Source organism: Nitrospirillum amazonense (genome assembly GCF_007828045.1).
Taxonomy (GTDB): Bacteria; Pseudomonadota; Alphaproteobacteria; order Azospirillales; family Azospirillaceae; genus Nitrospirillum; species Nitrospirillum amazonense_C.
Genome location: NZ_VITN01000014.1, coordinates 162,380 through 177,061 on the forward strand (window position 1 = coordinate 162,380; position 14,682 = coordinate 177,061).

The window sequence follows — 14,682 nt, forward strand, 5'->3', positions numbered from 1 at the left end:
TTCAGCGCGCTGTAGCGCGTCGCAGGGCCATCCTCCGGCGTGGCCGGTGGGGGTGGCAAGGCAACGGGTATGAACTGCGAGGCGGCGCGGTTCTCCTCTGGGCGGCCCATCTGGCGGGCGAGTTGGTCAAGCTCGGCGGCGTGGGCTTTCTCCGGCGTCCATTGCTGCTGCACATAACCGACATAGGCGGCGATGTCGTAACGCTCCCCACGGGCCGGGTAGGTTTCCGACCACGCCTTGTAGGCAAGCTCCGCCCGCTGCCGCTGGCGCTCGTCCAGCGCCTCGAACCCGCTTGCTGGGCATTCCACGATGTGTTGGCGGGTAAGGCTTCGCGGCTGACGAACAGATGCAGGTTTTCGGCATGCCGCGTCGCGCCCACATAGCTGGTGGCGGCGCGCTCCGTGCCGCTGTGCAGGCGGTAGGCGTCATCCACGGTCGCGCCTTGGCCCTTATAGACCGTCCCGGCATAGCCATGCCGGAAGGCGTTGAACTGGCCCGCCTGCGCATCATCGCCCACGGCGAAGGATAGCATCCGCCCCGGCTCGCCTTTCTTGCCGTCCAGTTCGACCGTGACGCGCGCCCCTTCGATGGTGCGGATGCTCCCCACCACGCCGTTGGCAAGCCCCGCCTCGCGGGCCGTCTTGTGGTAGGCGCTGCCGGTGAACTGGATGCGGTCGCCCGTGGCAAAGGCGAATAGCCCCTCGTTGCTGCGCAACAGGTGATCCACGCCCAATTCGCCACGCTGCCGATGAACGGCGCGAAGCGCCTGATTGACGGCCAAGGCGTCGGCGTTGCTGTGGGTGAAAGCGAAGCGGCGGTGGCCGGGCCGCTCGGCTACATCCTTCGCGTACTGCATCGCCAGTGCTTCACGGGCATCCTCCCGCGTGCCGCACCAGTGGATAGAGCCCAGCGCGTCGAACGTCCCCAGCGCCTCGCGGAACCGGCCTTCATGCATGGCGTTGAACGCGCCACGCTGCTGCACGGCGTCGGGCGCGGCGTCCTTGATGCGCCGCACCTCGGAAAGCTCGGACACCGGCGTTTGATCCTGCGCGCGGATCGCACCGAACAACCCGCCGCGCTGGAACGCGCTGGCTAGCTGCTTGTCGTCGCCCACAAGGACGACCTTCGCGCGGGCCTCGTGGGCATGGGTCAGCAGGTTCACCATATCGCGGGTGGAGAGCATGGCGGCTTCATCCACCATCAGCACCGTGCGGCCATTCCACCCGGCGCGGCCTTTCGCTAAGTCCTGCAATGCCCCGGTGATGGTGCGAACCTCGCCGAAGCCGTCGCGCTTCAAATCCTGAATAACCTTGTTGGTGAAGGACAACCCCACCACCCGGTTGCCCTCTGCCTCGTAGGCTTGGCGGATAGCCGCCATCGTGTAGCTTTTGCCGGTTCCCGCTTCACCAGCGACAACCGCCAGCCCTTCGGGGCCGGTGGCGCTGGTGTATGCGGCGTATTGTTCAGGGCTGATGCTGCCGAACTGGCCCCGCTCCATGACCGCCGTGCGCGTGCGCGCAGAAACGCCATGGCGGCGGTCGCGGGTAAGGGATGCAGCAGCAGCCAGCCCCGCCGCCTCATGCCGCAGCACCTTCATGGTGGTATAGCGCACGATCTTGCCGCCGCGCGCCTCCGCCAGCCCCACCAATTCCGGCCTCCGCATCACGGCGCGCACGATGCGGTCACGCTCGGCCTGGTCGCTGATGGTGCGACCAAGCCGGGCGCGTAATTCCCCTTCGGTGAAGGTCGAGCGCTGCTCGGTGATTGCGTCGAGAATGATGGCGGGGTCATGGGTCCGCATCGCCGCCCGTTCGGCCTTTGCTTCCGCGCGACGCTGCCGTGCTGCCTCCTCGGCCTTCATCTGTTCGCCCAACCGGGCGCGCTCGGCCTTCAATGCCTCCCGTTCCGCGTTGGCCTCCCGTGCGGCGCGGTTGCGGTCGCCGCGTGCGGAACCGTGGCCGTGGCGCTCAAGGCCGGATGCCTTGGGCCCAAGATGCACGGTGGCGTCTTTCTCCTCCCCGCGGCGCTCGTAGCTACGATGATCGACGTGCAAGTCGATCCCGGCGCGGACGTAGGCGGCATTCTCGATTTCCGCCCATTTGGCGCGGATGGCCTCGATGTGCTTACCGCTGGTTTTGGGGCTGTCGAGCACGCGCACCTTGCCGCCGAAACCGGCGTCGGTCATGACGCGGGTGGAGGTGAGGACGTGCGCGTGAAAGTTCCGCTGGTCGCCGTCCTTGTCGGGCGCGTGGATGGAGAAATCCACCACGACGCCATAGGTATCCACGAGGTACTGCGCGAACTCGCGGGCGCAAACGATCCGCTCTTCCGCCGTCAGTTGATGTGCGAACGCAAGCCGGAACTCCCGCCCGGTCTTGGCGGTCGCATGGCGCGTACTGGCATCCTCCGCACGCTCGGCTTGGTTCCACAAAGCCGCCCGGTCGTAAGCCCATGGCGGCGCACCGGCTGGCGCGACAATCTCGGAGTGAAGGACACCATGCTTACGGGTGTAGTCATGGCGCAGGCCGGTACGCAAATCGGTGATGCGCTGACCCGCACGATACGCGGCAGCGGCCACAATGCCGCGCCCTTGGCCGCGTGTGATGGTTGAAGCGCTGCAATGGTAGTGACTGCTTGTCTCCATCGCTTCCCGCCGGGAGGCCGCACGCATTCCAACGGAATGCTAAAGTGCGCCCTTCGTCTTTCTCGGGATGATAGCACGGCTACGCCATGAATGCAAAACCATAGGTTGTGGTTCGGCTTGTAGCTCCCGTGCCGATTTGCGATACTTGATCGCAATAAGCGAGGGAATACCGACATGGCACGAAAAACATCTACTGACAAGCTCGAAGGGCTCAAGAAACGAAGAGATGAGATTGACGCGCGTATCCAAGCCGTATCCGCCCGACTGAAGGATGAACTTCGTAAAGCTGCCACACGGCGCAAAGTGATCGCCGGGGCGTTGGCGCTGGAACATTCGGAAAAGAACCCGGAGAGCGCGTTCGCCAAGCAAATGGATCGACTACTGGATGAGTATGTCATCCGCCCGCATGACCGGGCGCTTTTCCCGCAGTTGCCCGAAGTGACCGCGCCTGACGATCAACCATCATCATAGGCGCACGCGCGTTACAGCGCGTCGAGGCGCATCCGCGCGGTACGGCAATGCGCGGCATCCAACTCGATGCCGATGGCCGCGCGCCCCAATTGGCGGGCGGCGACAAGGGTGGAGCCGGAACCGCAAAACGGATCGAGCACCGTGCCGCCTTCCGGGCAGAAGGCGCTAATCAACGGTGCCAGCGACGGCACCGGCTTCTCGGTCGGATGATGCCGGTTGCCGGTGTACCGCCATCCCAGCACATCGGGTAGCGGCGACGCCGGGGGGCGTGGCTTGCCCTTCGCCAGCAGATAAGCAGATTCGTGCCGCGCCTCCAGCATGCCGACGCGGGAAGCGTAGCCTTTGTGGAATACGACATGGCCGATGGGGCGGAAGCCAGCGGCTCGCCACGCGGCCATGAATTGATCCACGGCACCCCAGCCATAGAAGCTGACGCAACAAGCATCCGGCTTCAGCAGCCGATACATTTCTGCGAAAGCGGGACACAGCCAAGCCGCGTCGTCGTCGCCCGCGACGGTGCGCCCCGTGCGGTCGCGGTACGACACCAGATAGGGCGGATCGGTCAGAATGAAATCGACCGACGCCGTTTCCATCTGTCGCATCCGCGCGATGCAGTCGCCATGAAGCACGGTGGCGGTCGGCAACTGCCGGAGAGATCTCCCCGGCAGTGTGATGCAGTGGCGATAGGTGAAGTAGTCCATCGCCACCCCCTATTCTGCCTTGGGGGTGCGCAGCACGACGCGGCCATCGAAGTTGAAGGGCAGCGCATCGAGAATGAGGCTCGCCCCCTGGCCGTCCTCATGGGCGAATACGGTGCCGATGCGTATCCAGCGTTTGCCGCTGGCGGTTTCAGCGACGTGGAAAGCGTGATAGAGCGGCCCGGCTGCGGTGGTGCTGGCGGTGTCGTTGGTGGTCTGTTTCATGATGTCGTCTCCTTGGTTGATGGTTACTGTCCCGAAGGACGGTTCCCACCAACCCGGCGACCACGGGCGGCTTGTCCTCCCCTACACGGGAGCGCAGCGAATGGAGCGGGCCGGGGATGGATCAAGCCGCCCGCGCCGGGTAAGGAACCCGGCCAGACTGAGGGCGGTAACAGCCATCCAAGGAACAAAGGCGATGAATCAGGGCGACAACACTCGCCCTACTTCCGGCGCAGCATGTGAATGAGCCCCAGCGCACCACCCGGCACGGTGAACAACCCCGAAATCGGCGCGGGAATGGCCGTGACCAGGCCAATGACGAGCGCCTTGATAAGCGCCGCATGGTGGTCGTCGCCGTACCAGTTCTTCTGGATTTTATAGGTGACGAACCCGAGGACGAACCCGGCACCGATCTCGAAAAAATACAGGGTGCCCAAGCTGACGATGGTGCCGCTGAACACCAGCGTGTCCACGATCACGGTGAGGATGGCGACGCGGATATCCAGGCCGAAGGTCTGCACAAATCCGCCCTTAGTCGGCGGCGGGTTGACGGTCGCCGCGATGGCACCGCCCGGTGCCGCCATGCGATAGGCCGCGTTTGGCGGCGGCTCCACCGTGGTGAGCGCCATGCGCGCCACCTGGCTGCCACAGTGGCCGCAGAAGGCGGCAGCGGTGGAAGGCAGTTGCTTGCCGCAGTCAGAACAGAACGCCATAGCCGACCTCTTTAGAATAGGTGTTCCGGGAATGGGCTGGCGCTTCACATGAGCGCCAGCCAAAGCGTCATGCCGTGCCCGCCGGCGGCACCCGCCGCCGCAGGGTGTCGAGAACCGCGCCACCGGATGCAGACGCCTCCCCATCCCCAGCCTTGCGTCGTGGTAGCGGCGGCACGACGACGCGAACGGCGGCGGGGACGATGACCCTGGTGCGCGCTTTCAGCTTACGCCTCGGCGGCAGGGGCAGCGATGGCGGCGGGAATGGCCCCAGCACATGCGCCAGCCCCTGCGATGCCGTCCGGTAGGCGATAGCCATACCGGCGAGCGTGACGGCCAGCACGACATGGAAGGTAAGCCGGTCGCGCAGCGACGGCATGAAGGGCAAAAGGCCCTCATGAACCGGGCGGTAGATCGCCACCACCAGCGCGGCCAGCAACGCGAGCGCCGCGTATTTGGTGAGCCCCTTGACGAAGTCGCGGAGCTTCAGGATGAAGAGCCCCGCGATGATGGCGACGCCGCCCACGCCCGCATACAGCACCACCTCACGCGGATCGCGCGAAGGGTAAAGATCGGGCCTGCTGAGAAGCAGCCATTGCAGTTGATCGGCGTAATAGGCCCCGCCCAGCGCCAGCAGCCCGCCCACCGTATAGCGCGCGCCCGGCTTGCTCAGGAAGCTAAGCACCGTATGGATCAGCGACAGCACCAGCCGCACGCCGTACCAGCCCCACGCGACGAAATGGAAAGCGGCGCTCATCGTTGCGAGAACTCCGCCTGTAACCAGTGCCGCCCGGTGCTTTTCCAGGTCGCACCGTTACGGATCACGATGGCATCCACCTTGAATTTATTGCGCGGCCCCCCGGTGCGCAGCCGCCAGGCGAACACATCCGGGGGAACCGCGAACTCGTAGCGCTGCTGCCGCGTTTGGCTCTCGCCCTGCGTCCTGCTTCGTCCACCGTCAAAGCCCGCCTGGTCGTCGTGGCGGCTGCTGCCGCCGCGCTTGTCCCGCGAGTCGCTGGTGGTGAACACCATTTCCTCCTGGAACTCCTTGCCGATGATTTCGGAAGCGGCAAGGTTGGTTTCGCGGGAGGTGTTCGCCAAAAAGATGCGGGTGCCGAACTTAGACAGGACGGCCTCGGCCTTGTCGTGGGTGTCCTTGCCGATGCGCGCGTAATAGGTCGGCAAATCCTGCGTGAGATAGACCAGGCAGATTTTCGAGGAGCGGGCGGTGCTCAACAGATCGTCGTCGGCGCTGGAAATGAAGAACTGCGCCTCATCCGCCCAGATGAACACCGGGCGCGTGTTCGCGGTAACCGGCTTGCTCTGCATGGCGATGCCGAACAAGTACTTGAACACCGTTTGCGCCACGATGCCGGTCGGGCCGAAACGCAGCGCCGGAAGGTCAATCACGATGACCTTGCCCGCGCGCGCATCCTCCGGCGTGACCGTGGTATCGGTGCAGAACAACTCCCGCAATTTGCCGGTGCTGAAAGCGCCGGTGAGATTCCGCAGGATCGAACTGACAATGCTGCGCTCCCGCTTGTCGGCGCTGGGGATTTCGTCCGTCCACACCTCGGCATGAATGTCGAAGTCGCCCGCCTCGGGGAGGCTGGTGGGCGGGACACGGAGTTTCGCGGCCTTGGCTTTCAGCCCTTCGCCTGCGAGATAGACGGTTTGCAGGCAGAATGACGAAATGCCCTGCTGTTTGCCCGAGGTGATGTTGGCGAGTTCCTTTCTCACCTCGTCCATACTCGTGGGCGCGCTGCTCACCATGTCGTAAAGCTGCTTCATCGACGCGCTGCCATAGGCCAGCAACAGCAGCGGAAAGGCGCTGCCCAGCCAGCGGCTGGCGGTGTCATAGTAGTAGCGCCCTTCCTTATCGCTGCCGCCGCCTTTGTCGTCGGCAACGCGGGCGGCTTCCGCCATCCGCTCCATCAGGCTGACAAGGTTGCGCTCAAACCCGGGCCTGCCGATGGTCGCGGCGGCATAGTCGAGGATGTTGAAACGGTGCCGGGCGGTTTCGTCGATAACCACCAAGTCAGCCTGCCGCCCGCACGCCGCCGCGTAGCGCCGCCAAACCTCGGCCTCCTCGACCTTCGCGCACAGCACCAGCCCGCCCATTCCGGCAGACAGAAAGGCGCTGGCGAACGCTCTGCCCGCCCCGCTGGATTTGCCGGAGCCGGGAGCGCCGAACACGGCCACCGACTCGGCGGCGGCGCGTATCGTCCACGCCTCGCCTTTGCCGAACTCAAGCAAGGGCGTATCCAAATCCGCATGATAGGGAACGGGGTGGGATTTAGGGTCGGCGTCGGCCGCACGTTTACGGATCAATCCCCGGCCCCTCCTCCAGGCCGGGGCCGATGTCCGGCCCTTCGATCTGCGGCGCGTCGGGAACCTCAGTGGCGACGCCTTCGATGGTGGGCGCTTCGATGGCGGGAGCCTCGATCACGGCGGCCTCAATCACGGGCGCGGCGATGGGGGTGAGGTCGGTGCCGTAGAATTGGGGAAACTGCTGTTCGACCGCGATGCCCACCGGCTCCGCCAGCTCGACCTTCACCTCCTGGGCGGCTGAGGGTTCCGGGCTCACGTTTTTCAGATCGTCCGTCACTGCGCGCCCGTCCGGTCGCACGAACCAGGCTTCTTCCACCAGCTTATGACGGATGTCGTTCAACGGGCCTTCGTAGGCTTTGGCGACGCCCTGATAGAACCAGTTTTTCATGTGCGCTTCTTTCGGGAAAGTCTCGCAACACCTTCAACGATAAAGCCGCTCACTCGCCCAATCACATAACGCCAAACGTGTTACCTCGAAAAATCGTCAGGGGCGGGGGTTGCCCCCGCCCCTCCGACGACTAGAACAGCGACAGTTGGCTTTCGGCGTTCCGGTATTGCCGCCAGTCTTCCGACTGCGCCGCTTCCTCAAGCCATGCCAGCACGTAGGCGGCGGAGCCGCCCGCCGCCTCCACGATGCCGCGCGGCAGGAAATGCGAGCGGTAGCCGGTTTCCGTAAACGGAAGGCGACGGCGATTTTCGGCGCGCACCTCAAGATGCGCGGTGACACCATCACCGTCCATGCTGAGCCAATTGGCCTCATAGGTTACGTCGATGGGGATGCCCTGCCACACGATGCGGCAGGGCTGAATTGGGCGGGGAGGTTCGCTCATGGTAGTCACGCAGCCACGGCCTGCGGCTGACGTGCGTGCATCCAATCCGCAGCGGCCTGCGCCTTGGCGGCGGCGGTGAAGATGGCGCGCGGATCGCTGCGCAGCACCTTAAGCCATGACGCGATATAGGCGGCATGATCGTGCCGGGGTTCCGGCGTCAACGCAAGGTCACTGCACAGGAAAGCCGCCCCCAGCTCGGCCACCAGTTCCTCGGCGGCATAGCTCTCGGAACCAAAGCGGCCTTTCAGGTCACGGGCGCACCTGCTGGCCTGCGCCGTCCAGTGCGTCGCCTCATGCGCAAGGGTGGCGTAGTAGGCCACAGCATCGCGGAACACCGCGAACGGCGGCAGGTGGATTTCGTCGCGGGAGGGGATATAGCAAGCGCGCGCCCCGCCTTCCTTGATCGTCGCACCCAATGCCGAAAAGAACCGCTCGGCGTGGTCGATCCGCTCGGCCTGCGGCAACACCGGGATTGCCGGGGCTTGCCATCCATCCACCTGCGCGGCGTTGAACACGCTGTAGGCACGGGCGAACACGCGGGCATGCGCTTGCCCGTCATCGTCGCCCTGTTCCCCGGCATCATCGGTGCCGGTGTCGCTCACCTTCCAGAAAACGACGGTCGAGGATTTCTCCCCCTTGCGCACCTGCGCCCCCTTCTCCTGCCATTGCTTGTAGGTGCCCCATATGGGCGCGGCGTACCCGGTCGCCTCTGCCGCCACCCATAGCGCCACGGTGTTGATGCCGCGATAGGGCTTGCCGCTCATCACATTCAAGGGGCGTGCAAGATCGCCCTGGCTGTGCCACGGCATCCTGAAATCACCAGCCCCCGCCTCGATGGCGGCAATGATGCTGTCGGTGACACGGGTATAAACATTCTGGCGGTCGGTGGTCATGGTGCCTTCTCCCTTGGGCTTGAGGTGCGCAGCGCTGCTGCTGCACCTCTGCCCCCTGGCGAAGGCGGGGTTGGGAGGGTGGAAGGAAAATCGACAGGGTGGTGCGGGCGCAGCCACAGCAGAAACGTCGGCGGTTACGCCGACAACGAAACTGGCGAGCCTCGGCCCTGTCTATTTTGCTTCGGGGATGAGAAGGGGCAGCGCCCCTCGGCCTCCCCCGTAAAGCCGCGTCTGCGGCGGCATAACCGCATCAGGGATGGAAGCCGAATGGCCGAAACCGCCATCGGCGGGTTCGGTTCACGACAGCCCGACCCGCCTGAAGGCGGGGGATGCGTCTTGAAAATGACCGGGTAGACGAATGACTTTAATCCGAGTGCAGGATATTCTATCACCCTACAATGCTTAACCTACATGCCCACCGCCATGTCAGTTGATGATCTTATAAAACATTGGACAGATATTGCCACCGCCACAGCTGCGCTCGTCGCTGTAATTATCTCTATGTTAAGCTACAGCACCTCTAATCGCGCGCTTTCTCTGGCGGAAAGGCAAGATCTAAGAAAGAAACCAAAACTCAAGCCCATTTTGATAGATAGCGGCTTCGATGAAGATTTTGGTTCAAACCGCATCTATTCATTTCATATTTCTGTAGGAAACCCCACCGATTCCGACAATGCCATTGCACGCGTCGAGCTTCATTTGCAATATTACGCTACACAAGAAGCACTGATAAATGTGAAAATTCCTGCGACTAAACCCCCTACCCAGAAAAGCAGCACTCGTGAGTACATATCAGTACCGCATAGGATCGCCGCACACGATACTGCCTCAGGTTGGTTTCACTTTGAAGTCAACAAACAGATACTGAATGGGAATCCAGTACAAAGCCAGCAGGTCATCATAACGGATAGCCATCAAGCCGAATCAACTATTGATGTTCTCGTTATCAGCAGGAAAAAGAATGTTTAGGAAGAAATATGGCTTCATAAATGTCAATAATGACAGGGAAAAGACTGCCATTCGAATTGTGTCAGATGGCGCGATCTCGCATCCAGACGTAGCCGATGGAAAACTAATACCATTAGTTATCCTGGATACGACCAACAGACCCGATTTGTCGGAGTTTATCAGAGCACATTTATTTCTTGGCGCTGGCGATGTTTCTTGCCAGTGGGGTCAGATGATTGATCATCCGGAGACCGTGTGCCTCATATTAACCTTTGCCCGTCCTTCCCAACTTGTTGCGGCTATAGAGTTCAGCATTCCAGCTGGTAACGGCATCATAGTTGAACACATTCTAGCCGCCAAAGCATTGTATATTCAGGCGGGAAAAGAAGGCGATCTTTTGAGGGACAACCTAGATGCTCCTAAGGTAATATTAGAGGTACCAGACACAAAGTTCCGCCGAATTTGGGATAAGATCCATTACAGTTATTCATTCAAACAATTTAGACGACATGGCTTAAATCGCCGCGCGGCAAAAAAGGCGGCGCAGGAATTTATTGAGAACGTCAGAAAAGCCGCTGTTCTTCGCACTCCAGTTTGAGATTTCTCCCTGCCTTTTAGACCTTACTAGAAGTGTCACCACGCGGGGTTGGGAGGGGGAGAAGGGAAATCGATGGGGGTGATGCGGGCGCAGCCGCAGACGAGCCTCGGCCCTGTCTATTTTCCTTCGGGGATGATGAAGGGGCAGCGCCCCTCGGCCTCCCCCGTAAGCCGCGTCTGCGGCGGCATGACCGCATCAGGGATGGAGGCCGAATGGCCGAAACCGCCCCGGCTGGTTCGGTTCACGACAGCCCGGCCCCGCCGTGAGCGGGAGATGCACTCGTGATTAAAGTATCTACACTTTTTAGGTGCTTTCCGGGTTTGCAGCGCCCTATGCTTAGAAAGTGCGCGCAACGAAAATCAGCAATAAACGGCGACCATGACCGCCAAAGATCAAAATATCACCGGTGATAATCACTATCTGTCTCAAGGGTATCTCAAGCACTGGGAATCCTCCCCCGGCCACATCCAACTATACCGGATATTAGTTTCGGATGAGCGTGTGCCGCTGTGGCGCGAGAGGCGCATTAAGGGCATCGGTTACCAGCAACATCTCTACACACGCCGGATTACCGGCCAAGAGAGCGATGAAATTGAGCAATGGTTCTCTAAGGAATTTGAAACCCCAGCAGAAAGCGCGATCCAACGCGCGCTGCATAATGATCGCCTGACACCGGATGACTGGCGCAGACTCGTCCGTTATCTCGCCATGCATGATGTGCGGACACCCGCGCGGTTGGTCGAGTACCTGGAAATGGCCAACCGGACCACGCCACTAGCGTTGGAAAAAACAATGCAGGATTTGGCCGCTCGGCTGGAGGCGGTAAAACAAGGGCGGGGCGCTCCTCCGTCGCCCGGCCCACTGGATATGGCCTTCCCGTTGAAAGTCACCACCACGATCACCGAAGGTGAAGAGTTTGGAACCGTCCAAGCGGAAACTGCGACGGGCCGTGCTCTTTGGCTATGGGCGATCCAACGCCTATTGACACGCACCGCCAAGGTACTTGAGCAACACAAGTGGACGATTATGCAACCTGTGAAGGGAATGGCCTGGTTCACCACGGACAAACCGGTCATTCGGCTCAATTTCCATGACTCGAACAGGTATGATTTCAAGGCTGGGTGGGCCAGCAAAGGCAGTGAAATATTGATGCCGCTCGGCCCGGAGCACTTGCTCTATACGCGTATCGGCGAACGCCCGCCCCCTCGTGGCACTCGCTTCTCAGCCGACGAAACGATCTTGCTGCGCCGAATGATGGCAGAACACGCTCATCGCTATATCTTCGCGCATACTGTCGATGCCACCGTGCCGCAGTTGAGGCCGAGAACGGCGAACGCAGAGTTTTATAGGCAGGAACTTGAACAATGGAACCGCTGGCATGCCCAGCAAGCCGAGTCCGAACAGCATTTATTCGGGACGAAACCATAGCGTCCTCACCGGCCCGTTAAACCCGCGTCTGCGGCGGCATGACCGCATCAGGGGTGGAAGCCGAATGGCCGAAACCGTCCTTGACGGGAGCGGCGACGCTACTCAACCCCTATATCGCCAGCACCCAAATGAGAACATGAGGCGAACAACCCTTGATTTGGCCGTTGACGTCGATCTACTCTCGATTGGCTAAGCGGAGCGCCCACAACCGATTTTAGCGCCACCACCCACAACCTAGAAGGCTGCGATGACAAAGCGATGGGAGCAAAGGAATGCAAAGGCGCTGGAGATACCCGGCACTATCAGTGAAGTGGCTCAGAAAATTGACGAACTCACCGCTAACCCACCCTCACGAGATGGAATTAACTGGTCTACTGCCGCTGGCGAAAAGCGCCAGATAGAAATTGAGAAGCACCACGATTTGGTGTGCCTGCACCAGCGCCGAATTGCCCTTGATTTCGCGTCATCGAATGGCCTCATCTACAGCGAAAAGCGATTTTATCCGGCCACTTTGGCGCAACGCGCCATACGCGCTTCGAAATCGGCCTCTTCGGTCGATTGGGTCAACCGCTTTGCAGATCATAGGTTCTTTTTCCGAGATGAGGAGGGACGCGCTGCCGTGGTCGCCGCTCATTCTTACGATGCCGGGAAAAACCCCTCGCTGCGTTCCGAGATAGAGGCATGGGCGCACGATATGGGGTTACGTGTCAGCTACCCCGATTACATTTCTTGGTACTCGCCCGCCCGGACGACGCTGCTTCTATTCCAGGCAGCGGCAGCCTGATACCGTCAGCATCCTTTGAGTCCCCTTGCTGCCGCCTCCGAATAAAGAACACTTAATGGCCCAAGGCCGGAAAATGGGGCCAAGCCCCGGAAGGCCCACCCGCAAGGGGTGGGCCCGCCGAACCGGCAAGCGGTTCGGTCAAGAGGGTTAGATGTCGTCATCGTTCCGAACGGATTTAGTAACCGCTGCGCGGGTCTTCTTCCATTTCGTTTTGTCCGGCTTCGGCTTCATCACGTTGATGGCCGAAGTATCGATCGTGTGCTTCAGATGGATCGCGTAATGCTTCTCGATCATCTCAACACTGGTTCGGCAGTTCTTGGCAATTTGGTAGATGTCCGCACCTTCCATAAGGCGCATACAGATGTAGGTATGTCGCAAGCTGTAAGCGGTGCGCGGCTTACCATCCCGGTCCAGCTTGAGGCCGATCCGATCCAACAGGTTGTTGAACAGGCGGATATGGTTGCCGGGGAATAGCTTGTCGGTGAGCTGCGGGAACTCCTGCGCGGGAGCGGGCGGGGCTTCACCGCCTTCCCTTCTCCGGCGTTGGCGTTCCCGGCGACTTTCGTCTTGCACCGGCTTTGCCCGCGCCAGGAGGCGACGGTAGACGCTGACCGCGCGTGGCATACTCTTGCAGTGGCCGACGCCGCGTTTCCCGCGCACCTCGATCTCAAGGATTTCGTCGCCGGTGGCGTCGTCCTCCACAATCTTCACGTCGCGGTATTCGAGGTTGTAAGCCTCATCGGGGCGGAGGCCCGTGTTCGCCATGAACAGGATGAAGTCGTAAACCTGCTCGGCGTTCCATCGGTAGTTCTCCACGACTTCCTCGCGGGCATACTTCCGCGCGGCCTCGTAGAGCTGCTTGTATTCCTCGGGGCTGAACCAAGGCCGATGCGTGCGCTTGGCCTGGCTCTTATAGGGAGCGGAGAGATTGGGAAGATGTTCGAGCCACCCGTGGCGCTGCGCCGTCTGGAGCACCAGGCTCAGCGTGACGATCTCATTGTGAAGGGTGCTGCGCGCCGGTGGTGTAGTCTTGGGCTTGTGCTGCCCTTTGGAATGCGGGTTGGGCAGCATGTAGGTGGTCATGCGATGCACCCGGTATTCCTGCACCTTGCCCGCCGTCAGCTTATTGATGGGTAGATCACCGAAGAACGGCACCAGGTGCACGCGCAGCCGCAACTCATGGCCTTCCGTCCATTTAGGGCTGCGCTGGCCATCGGTGATGACCCCGTATTCTTTTTGGAACTGGTCGGCGGCTTTCCTGAAAGTGGGGCCACTTTCGAGAATGCCGACACGATCCTTCGCTTTGAGGGTGATGTACCAGTCCTCGGCGGCCTTACTGGCCTGCGCCAGGGACTCTTTTTTTGTGCTGAACTGGCGCTGCTTGCCACCTACGGAGGCGCGCGCCTGCCAGAACCGGCTATTGCCGCGTTGATAGACCTGAAGTTTACCACCCATTAAATCAGTTGTAGCCATGCGGCCCTTCCTTTCGCGTTAAGCGAGCGGAACCGCCATTCTATACGCAAAATTGACCATCGGCCATTAGGTTTTGCCGAAGGGTCAAAAGTGCCCTAGAATTGCGCTAGTGCATTTTCGGCTTTCTTGCCGTTGCACCAGAAGGTCACTGCATTGATTTTGTTGGGGATTTCTGGTTGCGGGGGCCGGATTTGAACCGACGACCTTTAGGTTATGAGCCTGACGAGCTACCGGGCTGCTCCACCCCGCGGGAACTGTGTTCTGGGGGAGGCGGGCATTGCGATGAGGGTCTGTATTGAGCGGCGCTGGGCGGATGTGCGACTGATGGACCTGGCGGCGACCTACTCTCCCACGTCTTAAGACGCAGTACCATTGGCGCTGGGGGTTTTCACGGCCGAGTTCGGGATGGGATCGGGTGTATTGACCCCCGCTATGACCACCAGATCGATCAGGCGCACACGTGCGTGCCCTTGCTGCTGCTGTTGTCTTGTGTAACCCGTGCTGAGGTCTGCTGGCGCCGGGCAATGGGTTTGCCGCTGCGCGGGGGAGGCGGTGTTTCAAGCCGGACGAGCGATTAGTATGGCTTAGCTTCACGCGTTGCCGCGCTTCCACATGCCACCTATTGACGTGCTGGTCTAGCACGGCTCTTCAG

15 protein-coding genes, 1 tRNA gene and 2 rRNA genes are annotated in these 14,682 nt (G+C 61.2%); 5 read left to right on the forward strand and 13 right to left on the reverse strand.

The window, feature by feature from the left end; all coding sequences use genetic code 11:
- Window position 1: 1 nt before the first annotated feature.
- Window positions 2–2,671 carry a MobQ family relaxase gene (mobQ, locus tag FBZ89_RS20575; protein WP_145751734.1) on the reverse strand — a complete coding sequence of 890 codons (2,670 nt, stop codon included), beginning with the start codon at window positions 2,669–2,671 and terminating at the stop codon, window positions 2–4.
- Window positions 2,672–2,818: 147 nt separating this feature from the next.
- On the opposite strand from mobQ, the gene FBZ89_RS20580 reads away from it, so the two are divergent.
- Complete coding sequence (locus FBZ89_RS20580) at window positions 2,819–3,115, forward strand: mobilization protein C (RefSeq protein ID WP_145751736.1); 297 nt, start codon at window positions 2,819–2,821, stop codon at window positions 3,113–3,115.
- 11 nt (window positions 3,116–3,126) lie between these two features.
- On the opposite strand, the gene FBZ89_RS20585 is transcribed toward FBZ89_RS20580, so the two are convergent.
- The 8 genes from FBZ89_RS20585 to FBZ89_RS20620 all read right to left on the reverse strand — a co-directional run bounded on the left by FBZ89_RS20585 (window position 3,127) and on the right by FBZ89_RS20620 (window position 8,799).
- Window positions 3,127–3,816 (reverse strand): DNA methyltransferase, encoded by a 690-nt coding sequence (locus FBZ89_RS20585; protein ID WP_145751738.1) that lies wholly within the window; start codon window positions 3,814–3,816, stop codon window positions 3,127–3,129.
- 9 nt (window positions 3,817–3,825) lie between these two features.
- Window positions 3,826–4,038, reverse strand: coding sequence for a hypothetical protein (locus tag FBZ89_RS20590; protein ID WP_145751740.1), 213 nt, complete (start codon window positions 4,036–4,038; stop codon window positions 3,826–3,828).
- Between the two features lie 218 nt (window positions 4,039–4,256).
- Window positions 4,257–4,748 (reverse strand): zinc ribbon domain-containing protein, encoded by a 492-nt coding sequence (locus FBZ89_RS20595; protein WP_145751741.1) that lies wholly within the window; start codon window positions 4,746–4,748, stop codon window positions 4,257–4,259.
- 67 nt (window positions 4,749–4,815) lie between these two features.
- Window positions 4,816–5,502 carry a hypothetical protein gene (locus tag FBZ89_RS20600; protein ID WP_145751743.1) on the reverse strand — a complete coding sequence of 229 codons (687 nt, stop codon included), beginning with the start codon at window positions 5,500–5,502 and terminating at the stop codon, window positions 4,816–4,818.
- Window positions 5,499–7,076 carry a type IV secretory system conjugative DNA transfer family protein gene (locus tag FBZ89_RS20605; protein ID WP_145751745.1) on the reverse strand — a complete coding sequence of 526 codons (1,578 nt, stop codon included), beginning with the start codon at window positions 7,074–7,076 and terminating at the stop codon, window positions 5,499–5,501. Before FBZ89_RS20605 ends, FBZ89_RS20600 begins: the two co-directional genes overlap by 4 nt.
- On the reverse strand, window positions 7,066–7,464 hold the full coding sequence (locus FBZ89_RS20610) for a hypothetical protein (RefSeq protein WP_145751746.1): 399 nt from the start codon (window positions 7,462–7,464) through the stop codon (window positions 7,066–7,068). Before FBZ89_RS20610 ends, FBZ89_RS20605 begins: the two co-directional genes overlap by 11 nt.
- Before the next feature lie 130 nt (window positions 7,465–7,594).
- Window positions 7,595–7,906 carry a hypothetical protein gene (locus tag FBZ89_RS20615; RefSeq protein ID WP_145751748.1) on the reverse strand — a complete coding sequence of 104 codons (312 nt, stop codon included), beginning with the start codon at window positions 7,904–7,906 and terminating at the stop codon, window positions 7,595–7,597.
- A 5-nt stretch (window positions 7,907–7,911) separates the two neighbouring features.
- Complete coding sequence (locus FBZ89_RS20620; RefSeq protein ID WP_145751750.1) at window positions 7,912–8,799, reverse strand: ArdC family protein; 888 nt, start codon at window positions 8,797–8,799, stop codon at window positions 7,912–7,914.
- Between the two features lie 411 nt (window positions 8,800–9,210).
- Here FBZ89_RS20620 and FBZ89_RS20625 point away from each other — a divergent pair, with 411 nt between their 5' ends.
- From FBZ89_RS20625 to FBZ89_RS20640, 4 genes are all read left to right on the forward strand, one after another.
- The gene (locus FBZ89_RS20625; protein ID WP_145751752.1) at window positions 9,211–9,768 is read left to right on the forward strand and encodes a hypothetical protein; all 558 of its coding nucleotides are present in this window, start codon (window positions 9,211–9,213) and stop codon (window positions 9,766–9,768) included.
- Complete coding sequence (locus FBZ89_RS20630; RefSeq protein ID WP_145751754.1) at window positions 9,761–10,345, forward strand: hypothetical protein; 585 nt, start codon at window positions 9,761–9,763, stop codon at window positions 10,343–10,345. Before FBZ89_RS20625 ends, FBZ89_RS20630 begins: the two co-directional genes overlap by 8 nt.
- A gap of 378 nt (window positions 10,346–10,723) precedes the next feature.
- Window positions 10,724–11,773, forward strand: a complete 1,050-nt coding sequence (locus tag FBZ89_RS20635) for a DUF4238 domain-containing protein (protein WP_145751755.1) — start codon at window positions 10,724–10,726, stop codon at window positions 11,771–11,773.
- A 247-nt stretch (window positions 11,774–12,020) separates the two neighbouring features.
- Window positions 12,021–12,557 carry a hypothetical protein gene (locus FBZ89_RS20640; RefSeq protein ID WP_145751757.1) on the forward strand — a complete coding sequence of 179 codons (537 nt, stop codon included), beginning with the start codon at window positions 12,021–12,023 and terminating at the stop codon, window positions 12,555–12,557.
- A 147-nt stretch (window positions 12,558–12,704) separates the two neighbouring features.
- On the opposite strand, the gene FBZ89_RS20645 is transcribed toward FBZ89_RS20640, so the two are convergent.
- The 4 genes from FBZ89_RS20645 to FBZ89_RS20660 all read right to left on the reverse strand — a co-directional run.
- Window positions 12,705–14,030, reverse strand: coding sequence for a tyrosine-type recombinase/integrase (locus FBZ89_RS20645; RefSeq protein ID WP_246172380.1), 1,326 nt, complete (start codon window positions 14,028–14,030; stop codon window positions 12,705–12,707).
- A gap of 173 nt (window positions 14,031–14,203) precedes the next feature.
- Window positions 14,204–14,280, reverse strand: a tRNA-Met gene (locus FBZ89_RS20650).
- Between the two features lie 78 nt (window positions 14,281–14,358).
- Window positions 14,359–14,474, reverse strand: a 5S ribosomal RNA gene (gene rrf / locus FBZ89_RS20655).
- A 109-nt stretch (window positions 14,475–14,583) separates the two neighbouring features.
- Window positions 14,584–14,682, reverse strand: a 23S ribosomal RNA gene (locus tag FBZ89_RS20660); the annotation flags it as partial.

Bases quoted from the DNA above. Each gene is read 5' to 3' on its own strand.
- FBZ89_RS20635 (WP_145751755.1), top strand. From the start codon at position 10,724: ATGACCGCCAAAGATCAAAATATCACCGGTGATAATCACTATCTGTCT.
- FBZ89_RS20590 (WP_145751740.1), bottom strand. From the start codon at position 4,038: ATGAAACAGACCACCAACGACACCGCCAGCACCACCGCAGCCGGGCCG.
- FBZ89_RS20580 (WP_145751736.1), top strand. From the start codon at position 2,819: ATGGCACGAAAAACATCTACTGACAAGCTCGAAGGGCTCAAGAAACGA.
- FBZ89_RS20610 (WP_145751746.1), bottom strand. From the start codon at position 7,464: ATGAAAAACTGGTTCTATCAGGGCGTCGCCAAAGCCTACGAAGGCCCG.
- FBZ89_RS20600 (WP_145751743.1), bottom strand. From the start codon at position 5,502: ATGAGCGCCGCTTTCCATTTCGTCGCGTGGGGCTGGTACGGCGTGCGG.
- FBZ89_RS20625 (WP_145751752.1), top strand. From the start codon at position 9,211: ATGCCCACCGCCATGTCAGTTGATGATCTTATAAAACATTGGACAGAT.
- FBZ89_RS20630 (WP_145751754.1), top strand. From the start codon at position 9,761: ATGTTTAGGAAGAAATATGGCTTCATAAATGTCAATAATGACAGGGAA.
- FBZ89_RS20640 (WP_145751757.1), top strand. From the start codon at position 12,021: ATGACAAAGCGATGGGAGCAAAGGAATGCAAAGGCGCTGGAGATACCC.
- mobQ (WP_145751734.1), bottom strand. From the start codon at position 2,671: ATGCGTGCGGCCTCCCGGCGGGAAGCGATGGAGACAAGCAGTCACTAC.
- FBZ89_RS20620 (WP_145751750.1), bottom strand. From the start codon at position 8,799: ATGACCACCGACCGCCAGAATGTTTATACCCGTGTCACCGACAGCATC.
- FBZ89_RS20615 (WP_145751748.1), bottom strand. From the start codon at position 7,906: ATGAGCGAACCTCCCCGCCCAATTCAGCCCTGCCGCATCGTGTGGCAG.
- FBZ89_RS20645 (WP_246172380.1), bottom strand. From the start codon at position 14,030: ATGGCTACAACTGATTTAATGGGTGGTAAACTTCAGGTCTATCAACGC.
- FBZ89_RS20585 (WP_145751738.1), bottom strand. From the start codon at position 3,816: ATGGACTACTTCACCTATCGCCACTGCATCACACTGCCGGGGAGATCT.
- FBZ89_RS20595 (WP_145751741.1), bottom strand. From the start codon at position 4,748: ATGGCGTTCTGTTCTGACTGCGGCAAGCAACTGCCTTCCACCGCTGCC.